Below are 19,732 nucleotides of genomic sequence, written 5' to 3'. Positions count from 1 at the left end.
AATACTGGATCGCCCGGTCGAGCCGGGCGATGACAGCGTCACATGAGGCATCAACGAGCCCTAATCCTCGACCCCGTAGCGGTGCAAATCGTTGCCGTATGTATCGAGCCACTTCTTGGCGCGCTCCATCGACGGGCAGACCTTGCCGCAGACGCGCCAGAACCGCGCCGAGTGGTTCATCTCGACGAGATGGGCGACCTCGTGCGCGGCGAGATAGTCGAGCACATAGGGCGGCGCGAGGATCAGGCGCCAGGAGAACGACAGCGAGCCGGCCGAGGTGCAGGAGCCCCAGCGGCTCGATTGATCGCGGATCGAGAGCCGCTTCACCTTGACGCCGAGCTCGACGGCATAGGATTCCGCCGCGCGCTGGAGATCGCGACGGGCCTCGCGCTTGAGGAAGTCGCTGACGCGACGGTCCGCATGTTCGACGCCGCCGGCGACGCAGAGAATGCGTTCACCGCTATCGCGCACTTCCGTCCACACCGTACCGCGGGTGCCGGCGCGATGAACGATGCGATGAGACACGCCGCGAAGCGGTATCACTGTGCCAGGTTGGAACGGCGCGGCCTTCGGCAAACGGCCGAGACGTGCCGCGATCCACGCGCCGTGGCGTTGCGCGAAGTCTTTTGCTTCGGCGAGCGTGCCGCGTGGCGGCATGGTGAGGATGGCTTCGCGATCGCTCGGATGAATTCTGAGCGTGTAACGACGCGCGCGGCGATGCCGGCGCAGTCGAATCGCAAAATATTGCGATCCATGGGTGATCAGGAGGGTCTTCGGCTCGTGGGGCCGGCGATAGAGGAGTGCGCGAGTGGCCATGTCTGTCAGTCCGGGGGGCAGGAGAGCGCCCGGATTCTGCCATAACCGCCGCCAGGGAAAGCGCTCGGCGCAAAAACAAATCATTTGCCCAATATACAGGGGTCTGGCGTCCGGGAGACCCTACAGACTGGGGTTGGAACCGGCTTTTTTCGCCCCCATCAGACGCATGCGACACCCCCAAGGGGTGAGGTTGGACTCACTCTTACAAAGCTACCTAAATACCGCGAATCTGGCGGGAACTTGCCCCTGTCGGAGCCTCCGACAGGGCGTCGACTTTCAGCGGGAAAGCCGAAAAACGCGATTATTCGGCCGCGAGCGCCTGCAATGAGCTCGGATTCGCCGCCGAGACCATGAAGTCGTGGATGCGCGGCACGATTTCCGATTTGAAGCGCGAGCCATTGAACACGCCGTAATGTCCGACGCCCTTCTGAACGTAATGAACGCGGCGGTCATCGGGAATCGAGCTGCACAAGGTGTGCGTTGCTTCGGTCTGACCGATGCCGGAGATGTCGTCGTTCTCGCCTTCGACCGTCATCAACGCGACGCGCGTGACCTTGGAGGGATCGACGCGTGTTCCACGATGGGTCATCTCGCCCTTCGGCAGCGAATGCTTCACGAACACGGTATCGACCGTCTGCAGGTAATACTCGGCCGAGAGATCCATCACCGCGAGATACTCGTCGTAGAAGTCGCGATGCTTGTCGACCAGGTCGCCGTCGCCCTTCACCAGATTGGCGAACAGCTGCTTGTGGGCATCCATGTGCCGGTCGAGATTCATGCTGATGAAGCCGTTGAGCTGCAGGAAGCCCGGATAGACGTCGCGCATCATGCCCGGATGCGGAAACGGCACCTTGGTGATGACGTGGTTGCGGAACCAGTCGATGCCGCGCTCCTGGGCGAGGTTGTTCACCCCGGTCGGATTGCGACGGGTGTCGATCGGGCCTCCCATCAGCGTCATCGAGGTCGGCACGAAGGGATCACGACGCGCTTCCATGATCGAAACGGCAGCGACGACGGGAACCGAGGGCTGGCACACCGCCAGCACATGCGTGTTGCCGCCGAGGACATGCAGCATCTCGATGACATAGTCGATGTAGTCGTCGAGATCGAAGCGGCCATCGCTGAGCGGCACCATGCGGGCATCGGCCCAATCGGTGATGTAGACCTCATGCGCCGGCAGGAAAGCCTCGACGGTGCCGCGGAGCAGTGTCGCGTAATGGCCTGACATCGGCGCGACGATCAGCACGCGCGGCTGTGGGCTGCGCAGCGGACGGGTGAATTTGCGATCGAAGTAAAGCAGGCGGCAGAACGGCTTTTCCCAGACCGAGCGGACCTCGACGGGGACGCGGATGCCGTTGACCTCGGTGTCGTTGAGACCCCATTCCGGCTTGCCGTAGCGGCGCGTGGTGCGTTCGAACAACTCGCAGGCCGCGGCAACCGACTTGCCGACTTCGGTGCGCGCCCATGGGTTCAGCGGATTCTGAAACAGCAGCTTGGTTGCGTCCGTGATCGCACGCGCCGGATTGAGAGAGGCTTGCCCCATCTCGTACATCCAGTACATCGGCGTCGTCAGGACCGGACTGCCTTCGGCCACCAGGGGCGGCGCGCCGCCAAACTCACCAATCGGCATCGCTATATTCCTCTTCGCATCGCAGCATACTGCCGAATGCGTAATATTGCGTCAATGCGTGGTTCCGTACATCTACGTGGCCCAGGTGCCCAAACCGGGCTGAATCCACGAGAAAGTGACGTTATTCGCCGCCTGACAGCAGCGAGCCCTGCATCCGGGCGCTGCGCAAAAGAGCAAGGAATGCCCCAAAAGATGCAACCAACAGCACCGCGTTGATGGCCAACGCGCTCAGCATCAGATCGGTCCTGAAGGTGTTTTCGATCAGCAGCGCGCGCATCCCTTCGAACACGTAGGTCGGCGGCAGCGTCCAGGCGACATACTGCAACCAGACCGGCAGCACGCTGACGGGATAGTAGACGCAGGCGAGCGGCATGATTCCGAACATCAAGGTCCAGACGATGCTCTCGGCGCCGAGGCCGTTTCGCAGCACCAGGCCGGAGACGAAGATGCCGACCGACCAGCTCGTGAAGATCAGATTGCAGAAGAACGCGATCAGCGGGACGCCGAGCGCATAGACGTTGAAGTGAAACAGGAACAACGCGAGCAGCGTCATCGGGATGACGCCGATCGCGAGCCGGATCAGGCTCATGATCATCAGCGACAGCAGGAATTCGATCGGCTTCAACGGGCTCATCATGAGATTGCCGAGGTTGCGCGCCCACATCTCTTCCAGGAACGAGATCGAAAAGCCGAGCTGCCCGCGAAACAGGATGTCCCACAGGATGACGGCGCCGATCAGGGTTCCGCCGGCACGCGCGAAGAAATTTGCATTCTGCGCGATATAGAGCTGAAGAAAGCCCCAGGTGATGACTTGCAGCGCCGGCCAGTAGAGCAGCTCGAGCAGCCGCGGCCAGGACGACAACAAGAGGTACCAATAGCGCAGGATCATCGCGCCGATGCGGTGGATGGAGATGCCGCGGTGGAGGGAGGCCTCACTCATCGCTGCACCGCGTAGCCCGGATAAGCGAAGCGACATCCGGGACCTTGCTGGCGGCGTTCCCGGGTATCGCTTCGCTCACCCGGGCTACGGTCGCAACATACGGCTTCACTCATCGCACTGCCTCCTGCGCGCCGTTCACCCGGCCGCGCGCGACGTCCAGGAACACTTCTTCCAGCGTGGTGCGGTTGTAGCGGGCCATGATGGCTTCGGGCGTATCGTCGTCCTCGATACGGCCGCGCTTCATGATGATGACGCGGTCGCAGAGCCGCTCGACCTCGAGCATGTTGTGCGAGGCCAGCAGGATGGTGACGTTGTTCGCCTTGCGATAACGCTCCAGATGACCCCGGACCCAGTCGGCGGTGTCGGGATCGAGCGAGGCGGTCGGTTCGTCCAGCAACACAAGCTCGGGCTGGTTGATCAGCGCCTTGGCAAGCGCAACGCGCGTCTTTTGCCCTGCGGAGAGCTTGCCGTAGGCGCGGTCGATGAATTCGGTGAGATCGAGGTCGCAGGCCAGCTCGGCGATGCGGTCGGAGAGGTTCTTCACCGCATAGAGCTTGCCGAACACGGTGAGGTTCTGACGCACCGTGAGCCGCATCGGCATGTCGACATAGGGGCTCTCGAAATTCATCCGCCCCAGCACGGAAGCGCTGTCCTCCGGCATTCGATGCCCAAGCACCTGCACGTGGCCGGAGGTCGGCAGCACCAGGCCCGTGATAGTTGCGATGGTCGTGGTCTTGCCGGCGCCGTTGCCGCCCAGCAGCCCGGTGATGCTGCCCCGCGGAAGCGAAAAGGAGATGTCGTCGACGGCGCGGGTCTGCTTGTACACCTTGACGAGGTGATCGACCGCGATTGCCGCGGAGAGGCTGCGATCCGCGACAGTCGGCCAGCTTGAAGCCTTGTCATTCTCGGTCATGCTGGGCGTTCTTCTGCTATTGCAGCGGAGAGCGCAAGGCTTGTAATCCGGTGGTTCCGTGAGCCGCGCGCTTGTGATCGAGAAGGCACCGCCCCATTGGCCGAAATGACCGAACTTGCCGCTTCCGACTTTCGCCCCGCGCAGCGGCATATCCGCCTGGATACCATCCTGCGGCTGCGCTGGCTCGCGGTGCTGGGCCAGCTCGCCGCGATCTTCATCGTGGCGCAGGGGCTGGAATTCAACGTCGAGATCGTCCCCTGCGTCAGCATCATCGCGCTGTCGGCAGCGCTCAATCTGGGGCTCCAGACCGTGTCCAATCCGCTGCAGCGGCTGGAGCCGATGCAGGCGGCCGGACTGCTCGCGCTCAACATCGTGGAGTTGGCGGGTCTCCTGTTCTTCACCGGTGGACTCCAGAACCCGTTTTCGTTCCTGTTCCTCGCGCCTGTGCTGATCTCGGCGACCGCGCTGCCGGCCCGCTTTACCTTCGGCCTCGGCGTGCTGGCTGTCGCCTGCGCCTCGATCCTGTTCTTCTTCCATCTGCCGCTGCCCTGGGATTCCGACGATCCGCTGGTGCTGCCGCCGATCTATCTCGTCGGCGTCTGGCTCTCGATCGCGCTCGCGATCGGCGTCACCAGCCTCTACTCGTTCCAGGTCACCGAAGAGGCGCGCAAGCTCGCCGACGCGCTGGCCGCGACCGAGCTGGTGCTGACGCGCGAGCAGCATCTGACCCAGCTCGATGGCTTGGCTGCGGCCGCAGCGCACGAGCTCGGCACGCCGCTCGCGACGATCTTCCTGATCTCGCGCGAGCTGGAGAAGACGGTGAAGGAGCCGAACTTTGCCGCCGACCTGAAGACCCTGCGCGAGCAGACGCAGCGTTGCCGCGACATATTGAGCAAGATCACCCAGCTCTCCTCCACCGGGGCGCCGTTCGACCGCATGAAGCTGTCGGAGCTGATTGAGGAGGTGGTGGCGCCGCACCGCGATTTCGGCGTGGATATCAAGGTGCGCATCGCCGTCGCCATCGTGGCCGAGCCGGTCGGCTCGCGCAATCCGGCGATCCTCTACGGCGTCGGCAATATCGTCGAGAACGCAGTCGATTTCGCCCGCACCACCGTCGAGGTGAATGCGTGGTGGAACAAGGACACGATCGAGATCGTGATCTCCGACGATGGTCCCGGCATTCCGCCCGACATCCTCAACCGGATCGGCGAGCCCTATTTGTCGCGGCGGCGCAACCAGGACGAAGGCGGCGGCCTTGGGCTCGGCGTGTTCATCGCGCGCACTTTGCTGGAGCGCACCGGCGCCAAGGTCTCGTTTACCAACCGGACCTTTCCGGACCATGGCGCAGTGGTCCAGATCACGTGGCCGAGAGAGCGTTTTGAGGCTATCGAGACCTTCGAAGAAACAATAGGATAGGCCGCGACCTTGCGTCGCACAACGGGGCCGATCGACTATTGGCGCCCTTGGCACCGCCCGATTGCGCCGCCATATGTAGAAGCGCTGGAGAGAGGACGAAACCTTGAACGCCATCGCCGAACTGAACGAACAGACCGACCGCTCGCTCCTGATCGTGGAGGACGACAAGCCGTTTCTGGAGCGGCTGTCGCGCGCCATGGAAACGCGCGGTTTTGCGGTGACGTCATGCGACACCGTCTCGGACGGTCTGGCGCAGATCGGCAAGGCGGCGCCGGCATTCGCCGTGGTCGATCTCCGGCTCGGTGACGGCAACGGTCTCGACGTGGTCTCGGCGCTGAAGAAGAAGCGCCCCGACGCCCGCGCGATCGTGCTGACCGGCTATGGCAACATCGCTACCGCCGTCACCGCGGTGAAGATGGGCGCGGTCGATTATCTCTCGAAGCCCGCGGACGCCGACGACGTCGTCGCGGCGCTGCTGTCGACCGGCTCGGACAAGTCCGAATTGCCGGCGAACCCGATGTCGGCCGACCGCGTGCGCTGGGAACACATCCAGCGCATCTACGAGATGTGCAACCGCAACGTCTCGGAGACGGCGCGGCGGCTGAACATGCACCGGCGCACGTTGCAGCGGATTTTGGCGAAGCGCGCGCCGCGATAACGGCGTCGCGGATCATTGCGTAGCCCGGATGGAGCGAAGCGCAATCCGGGACAGCCGTTCCGTATGCGCAAATCCCGGATTTCGCTTGCGCTCCATCCGGGCTACGGACTCACTCCCAAAACTCCGCATGCCCCTGCGGATCGACCAGCCGGTTGATCCGCAATGCCGCCGCCATCGCGAACCGCACCGTCATCTGCTTGCGCGTGGCCGCAGCGAGCTTGTGCTCGGGCGCCTCGCACTGCAGGTGCGCGCCATAGGCGTCCGCGATGATCAGGCCGGTATCTTGCGGAAAGATCTCGCAAGGCAGGTCCTGCGTGAAGGCAAAGAACAACCGGTCGCAATGCGCGCGGTATTCGTGCCATTTCTGATCGGCGCGCAAATCCTCCACCGACGATTTGATCTCGACGATCCAGATCTCGCCGCGCTCGTTCAGCGCGACGAGATCGGCGCGCCGCCCCGAGGGCAGCGGCAATTCGCTGATGCAGGTGAAGCCGAGCGAGCGTAACAACCGCGCCGTGCCGCGCGCGATCGCCAGCGCCGTCTCGGATTGACGGCGGTCGGGCGGCGGCACGATGGCAATGCGGGCGGTGTTGTCCATGGGGGGAGGATAGCCGATTCCCGCGAGTGCGGACACCTTGCTCCATTCTCAAATGTCGTCCCGGCGAAGGCCGGGACCCATAACCACAGGGAGGAGTTTGGCGAAGGCTAGTGGTTGCGGCCCGCGGTACGTGCACCGCGCCTCACGGAGAAATCACGCGGTATGGGTCCCGGCCTTCGCCGGGACGACACCTGAGTAAAGAGGGGAACCTCCCCTCCCTTGCGCACTTATCACGCAGCCGCCGCACCTCGGCGGAACCACCGAGGCTGCGCGCGCATGATCGACGATCTCTGGTACAAGAACGCCATCATCTATTGCCTGTCCGTCGGCACCTATATGGACGCCAACGGCGATGGCATCGGCGATTTCAAGGGCCTGCTGCGCCGGCTCGATTATCTGCACGGCCTCGGCATCACCACGATCTGGCTGATGCCGTTCCAGACCTCGCCCGGCCGCGACGATGGCTACGATGTCGCGGATTATTACAGTGTCGATGCCCGCTACGGCACGCTCGGCGACTTCGTCGAGTTCACCCATGGCTGCAAGCAGCGCGGCATTCGCGTCATCATCGATCTCGTGGTCAACCACACCTCCGACCAGCATCCCTGGTTCAAGGCGGCGCGGAGCGACAGGAATTCGCCCTACCGCGACTGGTATGTCTGGTCCGACAAGAAGCCGGCCAACGCCAATCAGGGCATGGTGTTTCCCGGCGTTCAGAAATCGACCTGGACGCGCGACAAGGAAGCCGGCGCCTGGTACTTCCACCGCTTCTACGATTTCCAGCCCGATCTCAACACCTCGAACCCGAACGTGCAGGCCGAGATCCTCAAGATCATGGGCTTCTGGATCCAACTCGGCGTCTCAGGGTTTCGCATGGATGCCGTGCCTTTCGTCATCGCGACCAAAGGCGCCAAGGTGAAAAAACCGGCCGAGCAGTACGACATGCTGCGGACGTTTCGCGAATTCCTGCAATGGCGGCAGGGCGACGCCATCATCCTCGCCGAGGCCAACGTGCTGCCGAAGACGGACATGGAATATTTCGGCCGCGATGCCGACCGCATGCATATGATGTTCAATTTCCAGGTCAACCAGCATCTGTTCTATGCGCTGGCCTCGTCCGATTCCCGCCCGCTGGGGAAAGCGCTGAAGGCGACCAAGCCGCGGCCGGCCTCGGCGCAATGGGGACTGTTCCTGCGCAATCATGACGAGCTCGATCTCGGGCGATTGACGAAGGCGCAGCGCGACACCGTGTTCAAAAGCTTCGGTCCTGACAAGGACATGCAGCTCTACGACCGCGGCATTCGCCGTCGCCTGGCACCGATGCTGGGTGGCGACCGCCGGCGGCTCGAGCTCGCCTACAGCCTGATGTGCACACTGCCGGGAACGCCTGTCATCCGCTACGGCGACGAGATCGCGATGGGCGATGATCTTTCGCTGCCGGAACGCAATTGCGCGCGCACGCCGATGCAATGGTCGACGGAGCCGCATGGCGGCTTCACCACCAGCGACAAGCCGGCCTTGCCCGTCATCGACGAAGGACCGTACGGCTATCCGCACGTCAACGTCGCCAAGCAGCGGCGCGATCCCAACTCGATGCTGAACTGGACCGAGCGCATCGTCCGCATGCGCAAGGAGGTGCCGGAGATCGGCTGGGGCGATTTTTCGATCATCGCGACGCGCGATCCCGCCGTGTTCATCATGCGTTACGACTGGCGCAACAATTCCGTGCTGTTCGTGCACAATCTCGACGAGAAGCCGCGCGAGATCGCGTTCTCGGCGGGGCTGCCGGGCGAGGCCGGCGAGCACCTGATCAATCTGCTCGCGGAGGACCACAGCCACGCCGACAAGCGCGGCCAGCACCGCGTCGTGCTGGAGCCTTACGGTTATCGCTGGTACCGCGTCGGTGGCTTGGACTATCTGTTGAAGCGGAGTGACATCGACAAGACGGTGCGGGGGAACAAGCATCCGGGGTGATGTGGTGATGCTGGAGTTGCGCCGACGCTTCCACGATCGTCATTGCGAGCGCAGCGAAGCAATCCAGACTGTCACGCGGAAAGATTCTGGATTGCTTCGCTGCGCTCGCAATGACGAGGAAAGAGCGTCGGTCATCTCTGCGCTTCGCTTGTCCAGGACGACGGCTAAGATGGTGGCATCACCACCACCCCCTCATTGCCGCGCAAATCCAGCACGCCTTCGAGCCGCTCCCCCTCTCGATCCAGGAACGTCGACAGCAGAATCTCGCTGCCGAACTTGATCGCGCTGGTGGTGACCGGGATCGGCTCAGGGCCGAGATTGAGCACCACGATCACCGCCCTGCCCTCGGCCTCGCGGCGATAGACCAGGAGATCGCCTTGCGCCGCGATCGGATGATAATCACCCGCGACCAGCGGCGGACACCCCTGCCGCAACGCGATCAGGCGCTTGTAGAGCGTGAGGATCGAACGTGAATCGGCGTCGAGATCGACGACGTTGTTGTGGATGTGATCCTCCGGCAGCGGCAGCCATGGCCTGACGTCCGAGAACCCGGCGAAGTTGGAGGAATCCCACTGCATCGGCGTGCGGCAGCCGTCGCGGCCGACACCGATGCCGGGCACGTTCTTCTCGAAGGGGTCGCGCACGAACTCGGGCGCGATCGCGAGCTGATGCATGCCGATCTCGTCGCCATAGTAGAGCGTCGGCGTGCCGCGCAGCGTCAGCAGCAGCATGGCGGCGATTCGGGCCTGCTCCGGCCCGACGCGGCTTGCGACGCGCGGGCGATCGTGATTACCGAGCACCCAGTTCGGCCAGGCCCCCTTCGGCAGCGCCTTCTCGTAATCCTCGACGATCTTCTCGATCGAGCGCGCGCTCCAGAAGGTCGAGAGCAACGCGAAATTGAACGGCATCTGCGCGCCGGTGAGGTCGTTGCCGTAGTAAGCCATGAGGCGATGCAGCGGCAGATAGATCTCGCCGATCAGGACGCGGGCAGCATAGGCATCCGTGACGCGGCGCATCTCGGCGATGACGTCGTGCACCTCCGGCTGGTCGGTGGAATATTGCGTGAGGATCGTTTCGTTGGGCGGCCGGCCCTCGACATAATGCGGATTGGGCGGGTTGTCGCGGAACTCGGCATCCTTGATCAGGTGCCAGATCACGTCGACGCGAAAACCGTCGACGCCCTTCTCCAGCCAGAACCGCATCACGTCGTAGATCGCGGCGCGGACATCGGGATTGCGCCAATTGAGGTCCGGCTGCTGGGCGAGGAAGGCGTGATAGTAGTACTGACCGGTGGTCTCGTCGAACTGCCACGCGCTGCCGCCGAACTCGGACAGCCAATTGTTCGGCACGCCGCCACCCTCGCCCGGATCGCGCCAGATGTACCAATCGCGTTTGGGATTGTCGCGCGAGGAACGGCTCTCGACGAACCAGGGATGCTGGTCCGAGGTGTGGTTCGGCACGAGGTCGAGGATCAGCTTGAGGCCATTGTCATGCGCGGCAGCAAGAAGCGCATCGAAATCCGCCATCGTGCCGAACAGCGGCTCGATGCCGGTGTAGTCGGAGATGTCGTAGCCGAAATCGGCCATTGGCGAGGGGAAGATCGGCGACAGCCAGATCGCGTCGACGCCGAGCGATTTCACATAAGGCAGCCGCTGCAATATGCCGGCGAGATCGCCGACACCGTCGCCATCGGAGTCCTGAAAGGAGCGCGGATAGATCTGATAGAAGATGCCGTCGCGCCACCAATTGCTGCCGCCCTGAGCCATGCGGGAAATCCATCCAAAATCTGCTTGTCGCGCGGGAGAACGCGGAACGAGCGCCCCGGTTCAAACCAGCAGGCGAATTGGGACGGTCGTGTGACGACGGCTGCCGCTGTTCCCGGCGAGGGCACGAATCTTTTGCTTGGCGGCATGGCAAAAATCGGCATTGTGGGCCGCATGAGCGAGCAAAACGAGACACAAGCCGAGGCAGGCGCGAAGGCGGGCGCGATCATCGTCCCCGTGACGCTGTTCGAGCAGAATTGCACCATCATCTGGGACGAGCCTTCCAAGAAGGCCGTGGTGATCGATCCCGGCGGCGACGTGCCGAAGATCCTGGACGCGATCAAGCAGACCGGCGTCACCGTGGAGAAGATCTGGCTGACTCACGGCCATATCGACCATGTCGGCGGCGCGGCCGACCTGCGCGACGCGCTGAAGGTGCCGATCGAGGGCCCGCATGTCGCGGACAAATTCCTGCTCGACAACGTGGTCGAGAGCGGCGCGCGCTTCGGCATGACGGGGGTACGCAATTTCGAGCCGGACCGCTGGCTCGACGAAGGCGACAGCGTGGCGATCGGCGATCTCAGGTTCGAAATCTATCATTGCCCCGGCCACTCGCCCGGCAGCGTGGTGTTCTTCAACAAGGACTTGCGCTTCGCCCATGTCGGCGACGTCCTGTTCGCCGGCTCGGTCGGGCGCACCGATCTGCCCGGCGGCAGTCACGCGACGCTGATCGAATCGATCAAGACCAAGCTGCTGCCGCTCGGCGACGATGTCGGCTTCATCTGCGGCCACGGCGCCGGCTCGAGCATCGGCCAGGAGCGGATGACCAATCCGTTCATCACCGGCGAGATGTGAGCGCCTATTCCGCGGCGTCTGCAAACGCTGCGGGCTGGCTCAGGTTGCGGTCACCCCAGTCGCGGATCGCAGCGACGACCGGTACAAAACTCTTGCCTTATCGGCGCGACGGCCTGAGTTACTTCATCAATCCCGCGGCCGTGAGCGCGCGCGTGATGATCTGGCCGAGATCGAAGCCGCGGGCGTCCTCGCGCTTCGGCTCGGCCGTCTCTTCGGCGACCGCGGCGCGGATCGAGCGGGCCAGATGCGGCGCGGACGAGCGGGCCGGCGTCGGCTTTGGCTCGGCCTTCTTCGCCGCGTCGGGAATCCAGCCGGTGAGGCCGAAGAATTTGGCGATGTGATAGGACGAGGAGATGCCGGCCTCGATCAGGAACGCGCCTTCCACGCCATAGCGTTGGTCGTTGTCGGCAAGGCCGAGCGGCGTGCCGTGGGCCATGTCGGTGATGGCGTAGGACTCGACGAGAGTCTCGCCGTCCTTGTTCCACCAGGCCTGGCGCGGATAGCCGTCGATATTGGTTTCCGCCATCGGGGCCTCGGGCAGATCGTGCAGGTCGAGCCATTGCTTGACGATCTCGTTGGCATTGCCGGGATTGACGGTGCGATCGGCGCTGCCGTGCCACACCGAGATCCTCGGCCAGGGCCCGCGGTGATCCGAGGCCCGCCGCACCAGATCGCCAAGTTCGCGCGCCGGCCGCTCCGGGGAATGGAACATGCCGTCGAGCGCCTCGCGCAGATTGGTCGCGATACCGTAGGGAAGTCCCGCGATGACCGCGCCGGCCGCGAAGACTTCAGGGTAGGTCGCGAGCATCACCGACGTCATGCCGCCGCCGGCCGACAGGCCCGTGATGAAGATGCGCTTGGGATCGACGCGATGGGTTTCGATCATGTGCGCGATCATCTCGCGAATCGAACACGCCTCGCCGCTGTCCCGTGCCGTGTCTTCCGGATTGAACCAGTTGAAGCAGGTGTTGCTGTTGTTGACGCGCTGCTGCTCCGGCATCAACAGCGCGAAGCCATAGTGCTCGGCGAGCGTCGACCATCCGGCACCGAGGTCATAGCTTGCCGCCGTCTGGCCGCAGCCGTGCAGCACGACGACGAGCGCGCGCGGCTTCTGCAATTGCGGCGGCACGAACGCGAACAGGCGCAGATTGCCGGGATTGTCGCCGAAGCCCGTGACCTCCTGCAACGGACTGGACGCATCGGCGCTGCGGCCAAAGTCGGCGAAGCGCAATCCGTCCAGCTTTGGCAGACGTCTCAAGAGGTCGACATTTCTGGTTAACGACACGGCAACTCCTGGCAGGCGACGTTCAACGTCCACCCAAACCAAATAGTTGCTGCAGCGCAAAATAAAAAGACCGTGTGCTGTCGAAGATCCGCTAAATCGCAGGAACACCTGCAGAAATCCGCACGTATTAACCGCAATGCCTCAACTTCGTGCAGATGAACGGCGCATCCACGCCAGGAATGCGGCGCAGATCATGATTAATGTCACGAACAGCGCGAGCGAGACGAGAAATCCTGCGCGCGCTGATTGCACCGCTTCGGCGGCAAAAAACACGGCGCCGATTGCGGCCACTCCGGCCGCATTTCCGATCTGCGCCGTGGTGCCATACATGCCGGAGGCAGAGCCTGCGGCCACAGGCTTCACCGTCGAGAGCACCGCGCCGGACAGCGGCGCCATCACCAGCCCCTGACCGTAGCCGAAGACGATCATGGTGAGCGCGAGCTGGAGCGCGGACGGCGCATCGACAGAGAACGCGACAAGCGCAAGCGCCGCGAGACCCGCGATCTGAAGCGCGCAGCCTTCGATCAAGACCTTGGTGCCGCGATGGCGCGCCCGTGCGCCGCTATGGCGCGAGGCCACGACGAAAGCGAGCGCGAGCGGAATAAAGGCCATGCCGGCCGCGAGCGGCGGGATCATCAGCCCTCGCTGCATGAACAACGTCATGACCAGATAGAACGAGAGATTGGCGGAGAAGAAAAAGAACGCCGCACCGAGGCCGCGCAGGAAAGCGGCGTCCGTCAGCAACGAGAGATCGATCAGCGGCATGCCGCCAGCGCGTGCCACCGCATGCTCCAGCTTCGGGAACGCCAGGAGGATCACGGCGCCGATCGCCATCACCAGCCACAGCCAAGGCGCCCAGCCGACATCGTGACCGAGCAGCAGCGGACCGATCATGCACAGCAATCCGGCGAACAGGACGATGCTGCCCGCGATATCCAGCCGCGTGCCGGCGCGATGCGGTACCGAAGGCATGATGCGCCAGGCCGCCACCGCGATGACGAGACCGCATGGCACATTGACGAAGAACACCGCGCGCCAGCCGGTGCCGGCGAGATCGATCGTGACCAGGAGACCGCCGAGCAGAAAGCCCGCGGCACCCGCGAGCCCCAGCACGATGCCGTAGATGGCGAAGGCGCGGTTGCGCTGTTCGTCGGTGAACAGGAGATGCAGCGTCGCCAGCACCTGCGGCACCATCAGCGCGGCGGAGGCACCCTGCGCCAACCGCGCGACGATCAATTCCGCACCGGATTGCGCCAGTCCGCACCACAGCGACGTCAGGGTGAAGCCGAGCAGGCCAGCCAGGAACACGTTCCTGGTGCCGTGAATGTCGCCAAGCCGGCCGCCGGTGACGACCAGCGTGGCATAGGCGATCAGGTAGATCGCGATGACGGATTCGATCTGGGCCGGCGACGCCTTCAACTCGACCGCGATGGTCGGAATGGCGACATTGACCACGAAGGCATCGACACCGAACATGAACTGGGCGGCGACCACGATCGCCAGCACCCACCAGCGACGCGACGTATCGAGAGGCTTTGTGACGGTTTGATGCATCGGCGCGCGACCCTTCGGATGTCGTTGCCGATCATCGCAGGCCTCATGCGGCGTCGCGATTACCTCGAAGGTAGGATCCCCGCGCGCTCCGCCTCTCTCTGCGTGCCACAGAGAGGGAGACGACACACGCATGGCTGCATTCCGCCGTGCGGGACATCGCGCGATTGCGTTCGCTGCCTTCAGCACGTAGCTTCGCGCCACAAACAAACAAAAAATGTAAGTTGGAGAGAACGCCATGGCGCGCCTGAAGTTCGGAGCCTTCCTCGCCCCGCATCATCCGATCGGGGAGCATCCGATGCTCCAGTTCCGGCGCGATCTCGACCTGGTCGAGCAGTTGGATAGCCTCGGCTATGACGAGTTCTGGTGCGGCGAGCATCATTCCTCCGGCTGGGAGATGATCGCCTCCCCGGAGATGTTCCTGGCGGCGGCCGGCGAGCGCACCAAGCGGATCAAGCTCGGCACCGGCGTGGTGTCGCTGCCCTATCACCATCCCTACAACGTCGCGCAGCGCATGGTGCAGCTCGACCACATGACCGGCGGCCGCGCCATCTTCGGCTCCGGTCCCGGCGCGCTCGCCTCCGACGCGCATACGCTCGGTATCGATCCGATGACGCAGCGCGACCGCCAGGACGAGGCGATCGGGGTGATCCGCCGTCTCTTCAATGGCGAGCGCGTCACCGCCAAGAGCGACTGGTTCACCATGAACGACGCCGCGCTGCAGCTCCTGCCGCTGCAGGAGGAAATGCCGTTCGTCGTGGCCTCGCAGATCTCGCCTTCCGGCATGACGCTCGCCGGCAAATACGGCATCGGCATCATCTCGCTGGGTTCGATGACGACGCAGGGGCTGATGTCGCTGCAGCAGCAATGGCAGTTCGCCGAGGACGCGGCGAAAAAGCACGGCACCAAGGTCGATCGCGCGAACTGGCGCGTGCTGCTGACCTGGCACATCGCCGAGACTCGCGAGCAGGCCCGCCGCGAGGCCGGCGCCGGGCTGATGCGCTGGCACAACGAATATAATGTCGGCACGCTGCAACGGCCCGGGCTCACCGCGTTCGCGTCGCCGGACGAGGCCGTGGACAAGACCGCTTTCGTCGACGGCGCGGCCTCCGTCATCGGCACGCCCGACGATCTCGTCAAGATGATCAAGAACGTGATGCAGGTGTCCGGCGGCGTCGGCGCCGTCATCGGCTTCGTGCACGACTGGGCCAACCCGGAGAACACGCGCCGGAGCTGGGACATGGTCGCGCGCTATGTCGTGCCCGAAATCAACGGCTACATCGACAGCTTGCGCAAGTCGCAAAAATTCGTGATCGAGAACCGCGCGATCTTCGAGCGTGCGGGCCAGGCCGTGATGGCCAAGATCATGGAAAACGAGAAGGCCGCCGAGGCGCTGAAGGTGACCGGCGCGGGCCGCGTTGCGATTCCGGCCGTCAATGCACCGGATTTGCAGAAGGAAGCGGCGAAGCGATAGGCGGCACTGTCGTCCCGGCGAAGGCCGGGACCCATAGCCACCAAATTGTGTTTGGCGAAGATTCGCGATTACCGGCTCGCGACAAACTTCTCCCTGGGGTTATGGGTCCCGGCTTTCGCCGGGACGACCAATGGTATGTGTGCGCGCAGGACGACCGCCGCATCAGCGGACCCGGATTGTGCTATGTTGGCCGGGTCTAGCCAACCGGAGCAATCGTCATGTCGATGCAGAATGTGGCCGCACCTGCGCTCGGCTTCACTCCGCCCAAGCGCAACGAGCTGACTCACATCCCGGGCGACGAAGGCTGGCCGATCATCGGCAAGACCTTTCAGGTCCTCGCCGACCCCAAGAGGCATATCGAGGCGAACGGCGCCAAATACGGCCTGGTCTATCGCACGCATTTCTTCGGCGAGACCAATGTCGTGCTGCTTGGCCCCGAGGCCAACGAACTCGTGTTGTTCGACCAGCAAAAGCTGTTCTCCTCGACCCATGGCTGGAACAAGGTGCTCGGCCTGTTGTTTCCGCGCGGATTGATGCTGCTGGATTTCGAGGAGCACCGGCTGCACCGCAAGGCGCTATCGGTCGCATTCAAGTCCGGACCGATGAAATCGTATCTGAGCGATCTCGACCGCGGCATCGCCGCCCGCGTCGCGCAGTGGAAGGCAAAGCCCGGCGAGATGCAGCTTTATCCGGCGATGAAGCAGCTCACGCTCGATCTCGCCGCCGCATCCTTTCTCGGCGCCGATATCGGGCCGGAGGTCGACGAGATCAACCGCGCCTTCGTCGACATGGTCGCCGCCGCCGTCGCCCCGATCCGCCGACCGCTGCCCGGCACGCAGATGGCGGCCGGCGTCAGGGGACGCAAGCGCATCGTCGCTTATTTCCGCGAGCAGATTCCGCTGCGACGCGGCAATCACGGCGGCGATGATCTGTTCTCGCAGCTCTGCCGCGCAACCCACGAGAACGGCGCGCTGCTGTCGGAACAGGACATCATCGACCACATGAGCTTTCTGATGATGGCGGCGCACGACACGCTGACCTCGTCGCTGACGTCGTTCATCGGCGAGCTCGCGGCAAACCCCGACTGGCAGGACAAGCTGCGCGCGGAAGTCATGGCGCTTGGGCTCGCCCCCGATGCGCCGAGCAGCTTCGACGATCTCGAAAAGATGCCGCTGTCGGAGATGGCGTTCAAGGAAGCGCTACGGATCAAGCCGCCGGTGCCCTCGATGCCGCGCCGCGCCATGCGCGATTTCACCTTCAAGGGTTTTTCGATTCCGGCCGGCACCGCCATCGGCGTCAATCCGCTCTACACCCACCACATGAAGGACATCTGGCCGGAGCCGGAGCGCTTCGATCCGCTGCGTTTCACCGAGGAGGCCCAGCGCAACCGCCACCGCTTCGCCTGGGTCCCGTTCGGCGGCGGCGCGCATATGTGCCTCGGCCTGCACTTCGCCTACATGCAGGCCAAATGCTTCGCGCGGCACTTCTTGCAGAATATCGAGGTATCGCTGGAGCCCGGCTACAAGCCGGACTGGCAGATGTGGCCGATCCCGAAACCGCGCGACGGATTGCGGGTGCGGGTGAAGGCGGTGTGAGCATCGCTCTCGTAGGGTGGGTTAGCCGAAGGCGTAACCCACCTCTTTGCTGTCAGCAGTGACAAAAGTGGTGGGTTACGCTTCGCTAACCCACCCTACGGCTTCGTCGCCCGTGGCGCCTACGCCCCCTGATCGAACGCCTTGCGCAGGGCCACGTAGCCCTGCTGCTGCTGGCTCCAGTTGCGGCCGCCGGTCATCGCGCCATCGATGACGAGGTCATGGCCGTTGATGAAGCTGGATTCGTCGCTGGCCAGGAACACCGCTGCATGGGCGATGTCGTCAGGAAGGCCGGCACGCGGAATCGGCTGCGCGGTCTTGTAGACCTCGCGCATCACCGCCGGCGTCTTCTCCGCCGCGTCGGTCGAAAGCCCGAGCGCCTTGCCGAAAATGCCGGTCGCGATGGCGCCGGGCGAGATCGAGTTGACGCGGACGTTGGATTCGCCGAGCTCCATCGCCACGCATTTGGTGAGGTGGATCACCGCCGCCTTGGCCGCACCATAGACCATCGACGACGAGAAGCCGGCGAGACGGCCGGCGATGCTGCCATTGTTGATGATGCTGCCAAAGCCCTGCTTCTTCATGTGGGGCGCGGCGTGCTTCATGCCGAGCATGACGCTGCGCAGCAGGGTCGCCATCGCCGCGTCGAAGCGCTCGACCTCGAGGCCTTCGATGCCGCCGGTCTGCGCCGGGCCGCCGGCATTGTTGAACAGGCAGTCGATGCGGCCGAATTCGTCCATTGCGAGCGCGATCAGCGCCTGCATCTGCGCTTCGACCGTCACATCCGTCTGGCGGAAGACGCAATTCTCCCCGAGCCGCGATGCCAGCGCCTCGCCTTCCGGTATGCGCCGGCCCGCGATCACAATTTTGGCACCTTCGGCAACGAAGACTTCTACAGTCCGCAAACCGATCCCGCTCGTCGCGCCCGTGATCACCGCGACCTTGCCATCCAACCTGCCCATGGAATGTCCCTGTTTTCGAACCCCTTGATGCCAAATGGCGGACACCGATCGACGACGGCGCCGCGACGGTTGGCGCCGCAGCAGGCACTATTCCTGCCGGCTTCCGACAAGGCAAGCTTTGCTTGGGGCCGGCGACATGCGTAACATTCCTGGCGACCGCTCGATTGTCGAACGCGTATCGCCACCGGATCGCGCATGGGGAAGCTGATCGACGAATTCCGCAAGGGCTGGCAGGGCGTGGCACCGCCATCGCTCGGCTTGAGCCTTGCGTTTGCGGTCGCCTGCCTGCTGGTTGCGACGCTGGCGCGCTGGGCTCTCGCCCATGTGCGGCCCGACGTCTATTTCACGCCTTATTTCCCGGCCGTGTTCTTTGCGGCCGCGTTCGGCGGCTTCCGCATCGGCATCATCACGGCGCTCGTCGGCGGCGTGCTCGGCGTCGTCGTGAATTTTGGCGATGCCCTTGCCGATAACGCGCGATTCGCCCTGCTGGCGCTCTATTGGGCGGTCAGCGCCCTCACCATCTGGGGCGTCGAGCATTATCGCTCGCTCCTTGTCGAGCAGCGCCGGATTTCCAGACGCCTGATCGAAGAGGAAGACTATCGCAAGCTGCTGGTCGACGAGCTCCAGCACCGGCTGAAGAACAAGCTGTCGACGGTGCATGCGGTGCTGCATCAAGTGTTGCACGATCAGCCGCAAATCTGGGCCCGGATCGATCCGCGGCTGCGGTCGCTTGCCGCGACCGACGATTTGATCTCGCGGATCGACAAGGCCGGCTGCGACATTCGCGACCTCCTGATCTCCGAGCTCGGCCCTTATGGCCATGTCCGCTTCACGCTCAACGGCGACCGGCTGTTCCTGCCGCCGAAGCTTGCGGTCACACTGTCCCTGATGTTTCACGAGCTCGCCACCAACGCAGGCAAATATGGCGCGTTCTCCGCGCCGCGCGGGTTGTTGCAGGTGTCATGGACCGTCAGCGACGACCGTCTGACCGTGACCTGGGATGAAACCGAGGGCCCGAGCGTCGACAAGGTCTCCGAGCCGGGTTTCGGCACCAAGCTGTTGAAGTCCGCGCTGTCGGCCTTCGACGGCAAGACGGAGGTCTCCTATCTCAGGACCGGACTCCATTGCACCATGCAATGCCGTATCCCCAAGGACGGTTAGACACGGCGCCAACGAAAGCCGTTCGCGCGCTTCGTTCGCGGTTTCGCCGGACGCGTTGACGCCCTGTTAATGACGATGGGCTGCGCGCGTCGCATCGCCGCAAAACACCACCGTAATTCTCCGGACCCCTTAACCAAACTTAAG

General features: G+C 63.9%; 16 protein-coding genes. 7 read left to right on the top strand and 9 right to left on the bottom strand.

Annotated features, from left to right (window positions below; all coding sequences use genetic code 11):
• Positions 1-60: 60 nt before the first annotated feature.
• The 4 genes from AC0L3U_RS12905 to AC0L3U_RS12890 all read right to left on the bottom strand — a co-directional run bounded on the left by AC0L3U_RS12905 (position 61) and on the right by AC0L3U_RS12890 (position 4,299).
• A complete protein-coding gene (locus AC0L3U_RS12905) occupies positions 61-900 on the bottom strand; it encodes a M48 family metallopeptidase (protein ID WP_007615997.1) in 840 nt (279 codons plus the stop codon).
• A 217-nt stretch (positions 901-1,117) separates the two neighbouring features.
• Entirely contained in the window at positions 1,118-2,446 is a 1,329-nt protein-coding gene (locus tag AC0L3U_RS12900; RefSeq protein WP_456767092.1) for a polyhydroxyalkanoate depolymerase, read from the bottom strand.
• Positions 2,447-2,567: 121 nt separating this feature from the next.
• Complete coding sequence (locus AC0L3U_RS12895; protein ID WP_456767091.1) at positions 2,568-3,386, bottom strand: ABC transporter permease; 819 nt, start codon at positions 3,384-3,386, stop codon at positions 2,568-2,570.
• Between the two features lie 109 nt (positions 3,387-3,495).
• Positions 3,496-4,299 carry an ABC transporter ATP-binding protein gene (locus tag AC0L3U_RS12890; protein WP_473362006.1) on the bottom strand — a complete coding sequence of 268 codons (804 nt, stop codon included), beginning with the start codon at positions 4,297-4,299 and terminating at the stop codon, positions 3,496-3,498.
• Positions 4,300-4,404: 105 nt separating this feature from the next.
• On the opposite strand from AC0L3U_RS12890, the gene AC0L3U_RS12885 reads away from it, so the two are divergent.
• Both AC0L3U_RS12885 and AC0L3U_RS12880 read left to right on the top strand, forming a co-directional pair.
• Positions 4,405-5,715, top strand: a complete 1,311-nt coding sequence (locus AC0L3U_RS12885) for an ActS/PrrB/RegB family redox-sensitive histidine kinase (RefSeq protein WP_473362005.1) — start codon at positions 4,405-4,407, stop codon at positions 5,713-5,715.
• Between the two features lie 103 nt (positions 5,716-5,818).
• Positions 5,819-6,373, top strand: a complete 555-nt coding sequence (locus AC0L3U_RS12880) for an ActR/PrrA/RegA family redox response regulator transcription factor (protein WP_007598178.1) — start codon at positions 5,819-5,821, stop codon at positions 6,371-6,373.
• Between the two features lie 109 nt (positions 6,374-6,482).
• Here AC0L3U_RS12880 and AC0L3U_RS12875 read toward each other — a convergent pair whose 3' ends face one another.
• The gene (locus AC0L3U_RS12875; protein ID WP_247357492.1) at positions 6,483-6,971 is read right to left on the bottom strand and encodes an MmcB family DNA repair protein; all 489 of its coding nucleotides are present in this window, start codon (positions 6,969-6,971) and stop codon (positions 6,483-6,485) included.
• 276 nt (positions 6,972-7,247) lie between these two features.
• On the opposite strand from AC0L3U_RS12875, the gene AC0L3U_RS12870 reads away from it, so the two are divergent.
• On the top strand, positions 7,248-8,945 hold the full coding sequence (locus AC0L3U_RS12870; RefSeq protein ID WP_473362004.1) for an alpha-amylase family protein: 1,698 nt from the start codon (positions 7,248-7,250) through the stop codon (positions 8,943-8,945).
• Positions 8,946-9,109: 164 nt separating this feature from the next.
• Here AC0L3U_RS12870 and AC0L3U_RS12865 read toward each other — a convergent pair whose 3' ends face one another.
• Positions 9,110-10,711: an alpha-amylase family glycosyl hydrolase gene (locus AC0L3U_RS12865; RefSeq protein WP_473362003.1), complete on the bottom strand. Its 1,602-nt coding sequence runs from the start codon at positions 10,709-10,711 to the stop codon at positions 9,110-9,112.
• A gap of 171 nt (positions 10,712-10,882) precedes the next feature.
• On the opposite strand from AC0L3U_RS12865, the gene AC0L3U_RS12860 reads away from it, so the two are divergent.
• On the top strand, positions 10,883-11,563 hold the full coding sequence (locus AC0L3U_RS12860) for an MBL fold metallo-hydrolase (protein WP_473362111.1): 681 nt from the start codon (positions 10,883-10,885) through the stop codon (positions 11,561-11,563).
• 118 nt (positions 11,564-11,681) lie between these two features.
• Here the strand turns inward: AC0L3U_RS12860 and AC0L3U_RS12855 are convergent, their stop codons facing one another.
• Together AC0L3U_RS12855 and AC0L3U_RS12850 are read right to left on the bottom strand one after the other, a co-directional pair.
• Positions 11,682-12,848, bottom strand: a complete 1,167-nt coding sequence (locus AC0L3U_RS12855) for an extracellular catalytic domain type 1 short-chain-length polyhydroxyalkanoate depolymerase (protein ID WP_473362002.1) — start codon at positions 12,846-12,848, stop codon at positions 11,682-11,684.
• A gap of 141 nt (positions 12,849-12,989) precedes the next feature.
• Positions 12,990-14,402 carry an MFS transporter gene (locus AC0L3U_RS12850; RefSeq protein WP_473362001.1) on the bottom strand — a complete coding sequence of 471 codons (1,413 nt, stop codon included), beginning with the start codon at positions 14,400-14,402 and terminating at the stop codon, positions 12,990-12,992.
• A 235-nt stretch (positions 14,403-14,637) separates the two neighbouring features.
• Between AC0L3U_RS12850 and AC0L3U_RS12845 the strand changes: the two genes are divergently transcribed.
• Together AC0L3U_RS12845 and AC0L3U_RS12840 are read left to right on the top strand one after the other, a co-directional pair.
• A complete protein-coding gene (locus AC0L3U_RS12845; RefSeq protein WP_473362000.1) occupies positions 14,638-15,873 on the top strand; it encodes an LLM class flavin-dependent oxidoreductase in 1,236 nt (411 codons plus the stop codon).
• Positions 15,874-16,091: 218 nt separating this feature from the next.
• Entirely contained in the window at positions 16,092-17,468 is a 1,377-nt protein-coding gene (locus tag AC0L3U_RS12840) for a cytochrome P450 (protein WP_473361999.1), read from the top strand.
• Positions 17,469-17,587: 119 nt separating this feature from the next.
• On the opposite strand, the gene AC0L3U_RS12835 is transcribed toward AC0L3U_RS12840, so the two are convergent.
• Positions 17,588-18,427: an SDR family NAD(P)-dependent oxidoreductase gene (locus AC0L3U_RS12835; RefSeq protein WP_473361998.1), complete on the bottom strand. Its 840-nt coding sequence runs from the start codon at positions 18,425-18,427 to the stop codon at positions 17,588-17,590.
• Positions 18,428-18,622: 195 nt separating this feature from the next.
• Between AC0L3U_RS12835 and AC0L3U_RS12830 the strand changes: the two genes are divergently transcribed.
• Positions 18,623-19,588, top strand: a complete 966-nt coding sequence (locus tag AC0L3U_RS12830) for a sensor histidine kinase (RefSeq protein WP_027566067.1) — start codon at positions 18,623-18,625, stop codon at positions 19,586-19,588.
• Positions 19,589-19,732 lie beyond the last annotated feature (144 nt).

It is taken from the genome of Bradyrhizobium sp. Kon69 (assembly GCF_055807515.1).
This window is presented reverse-complemented; position numbering and strand designations above follow the sequence as displayed.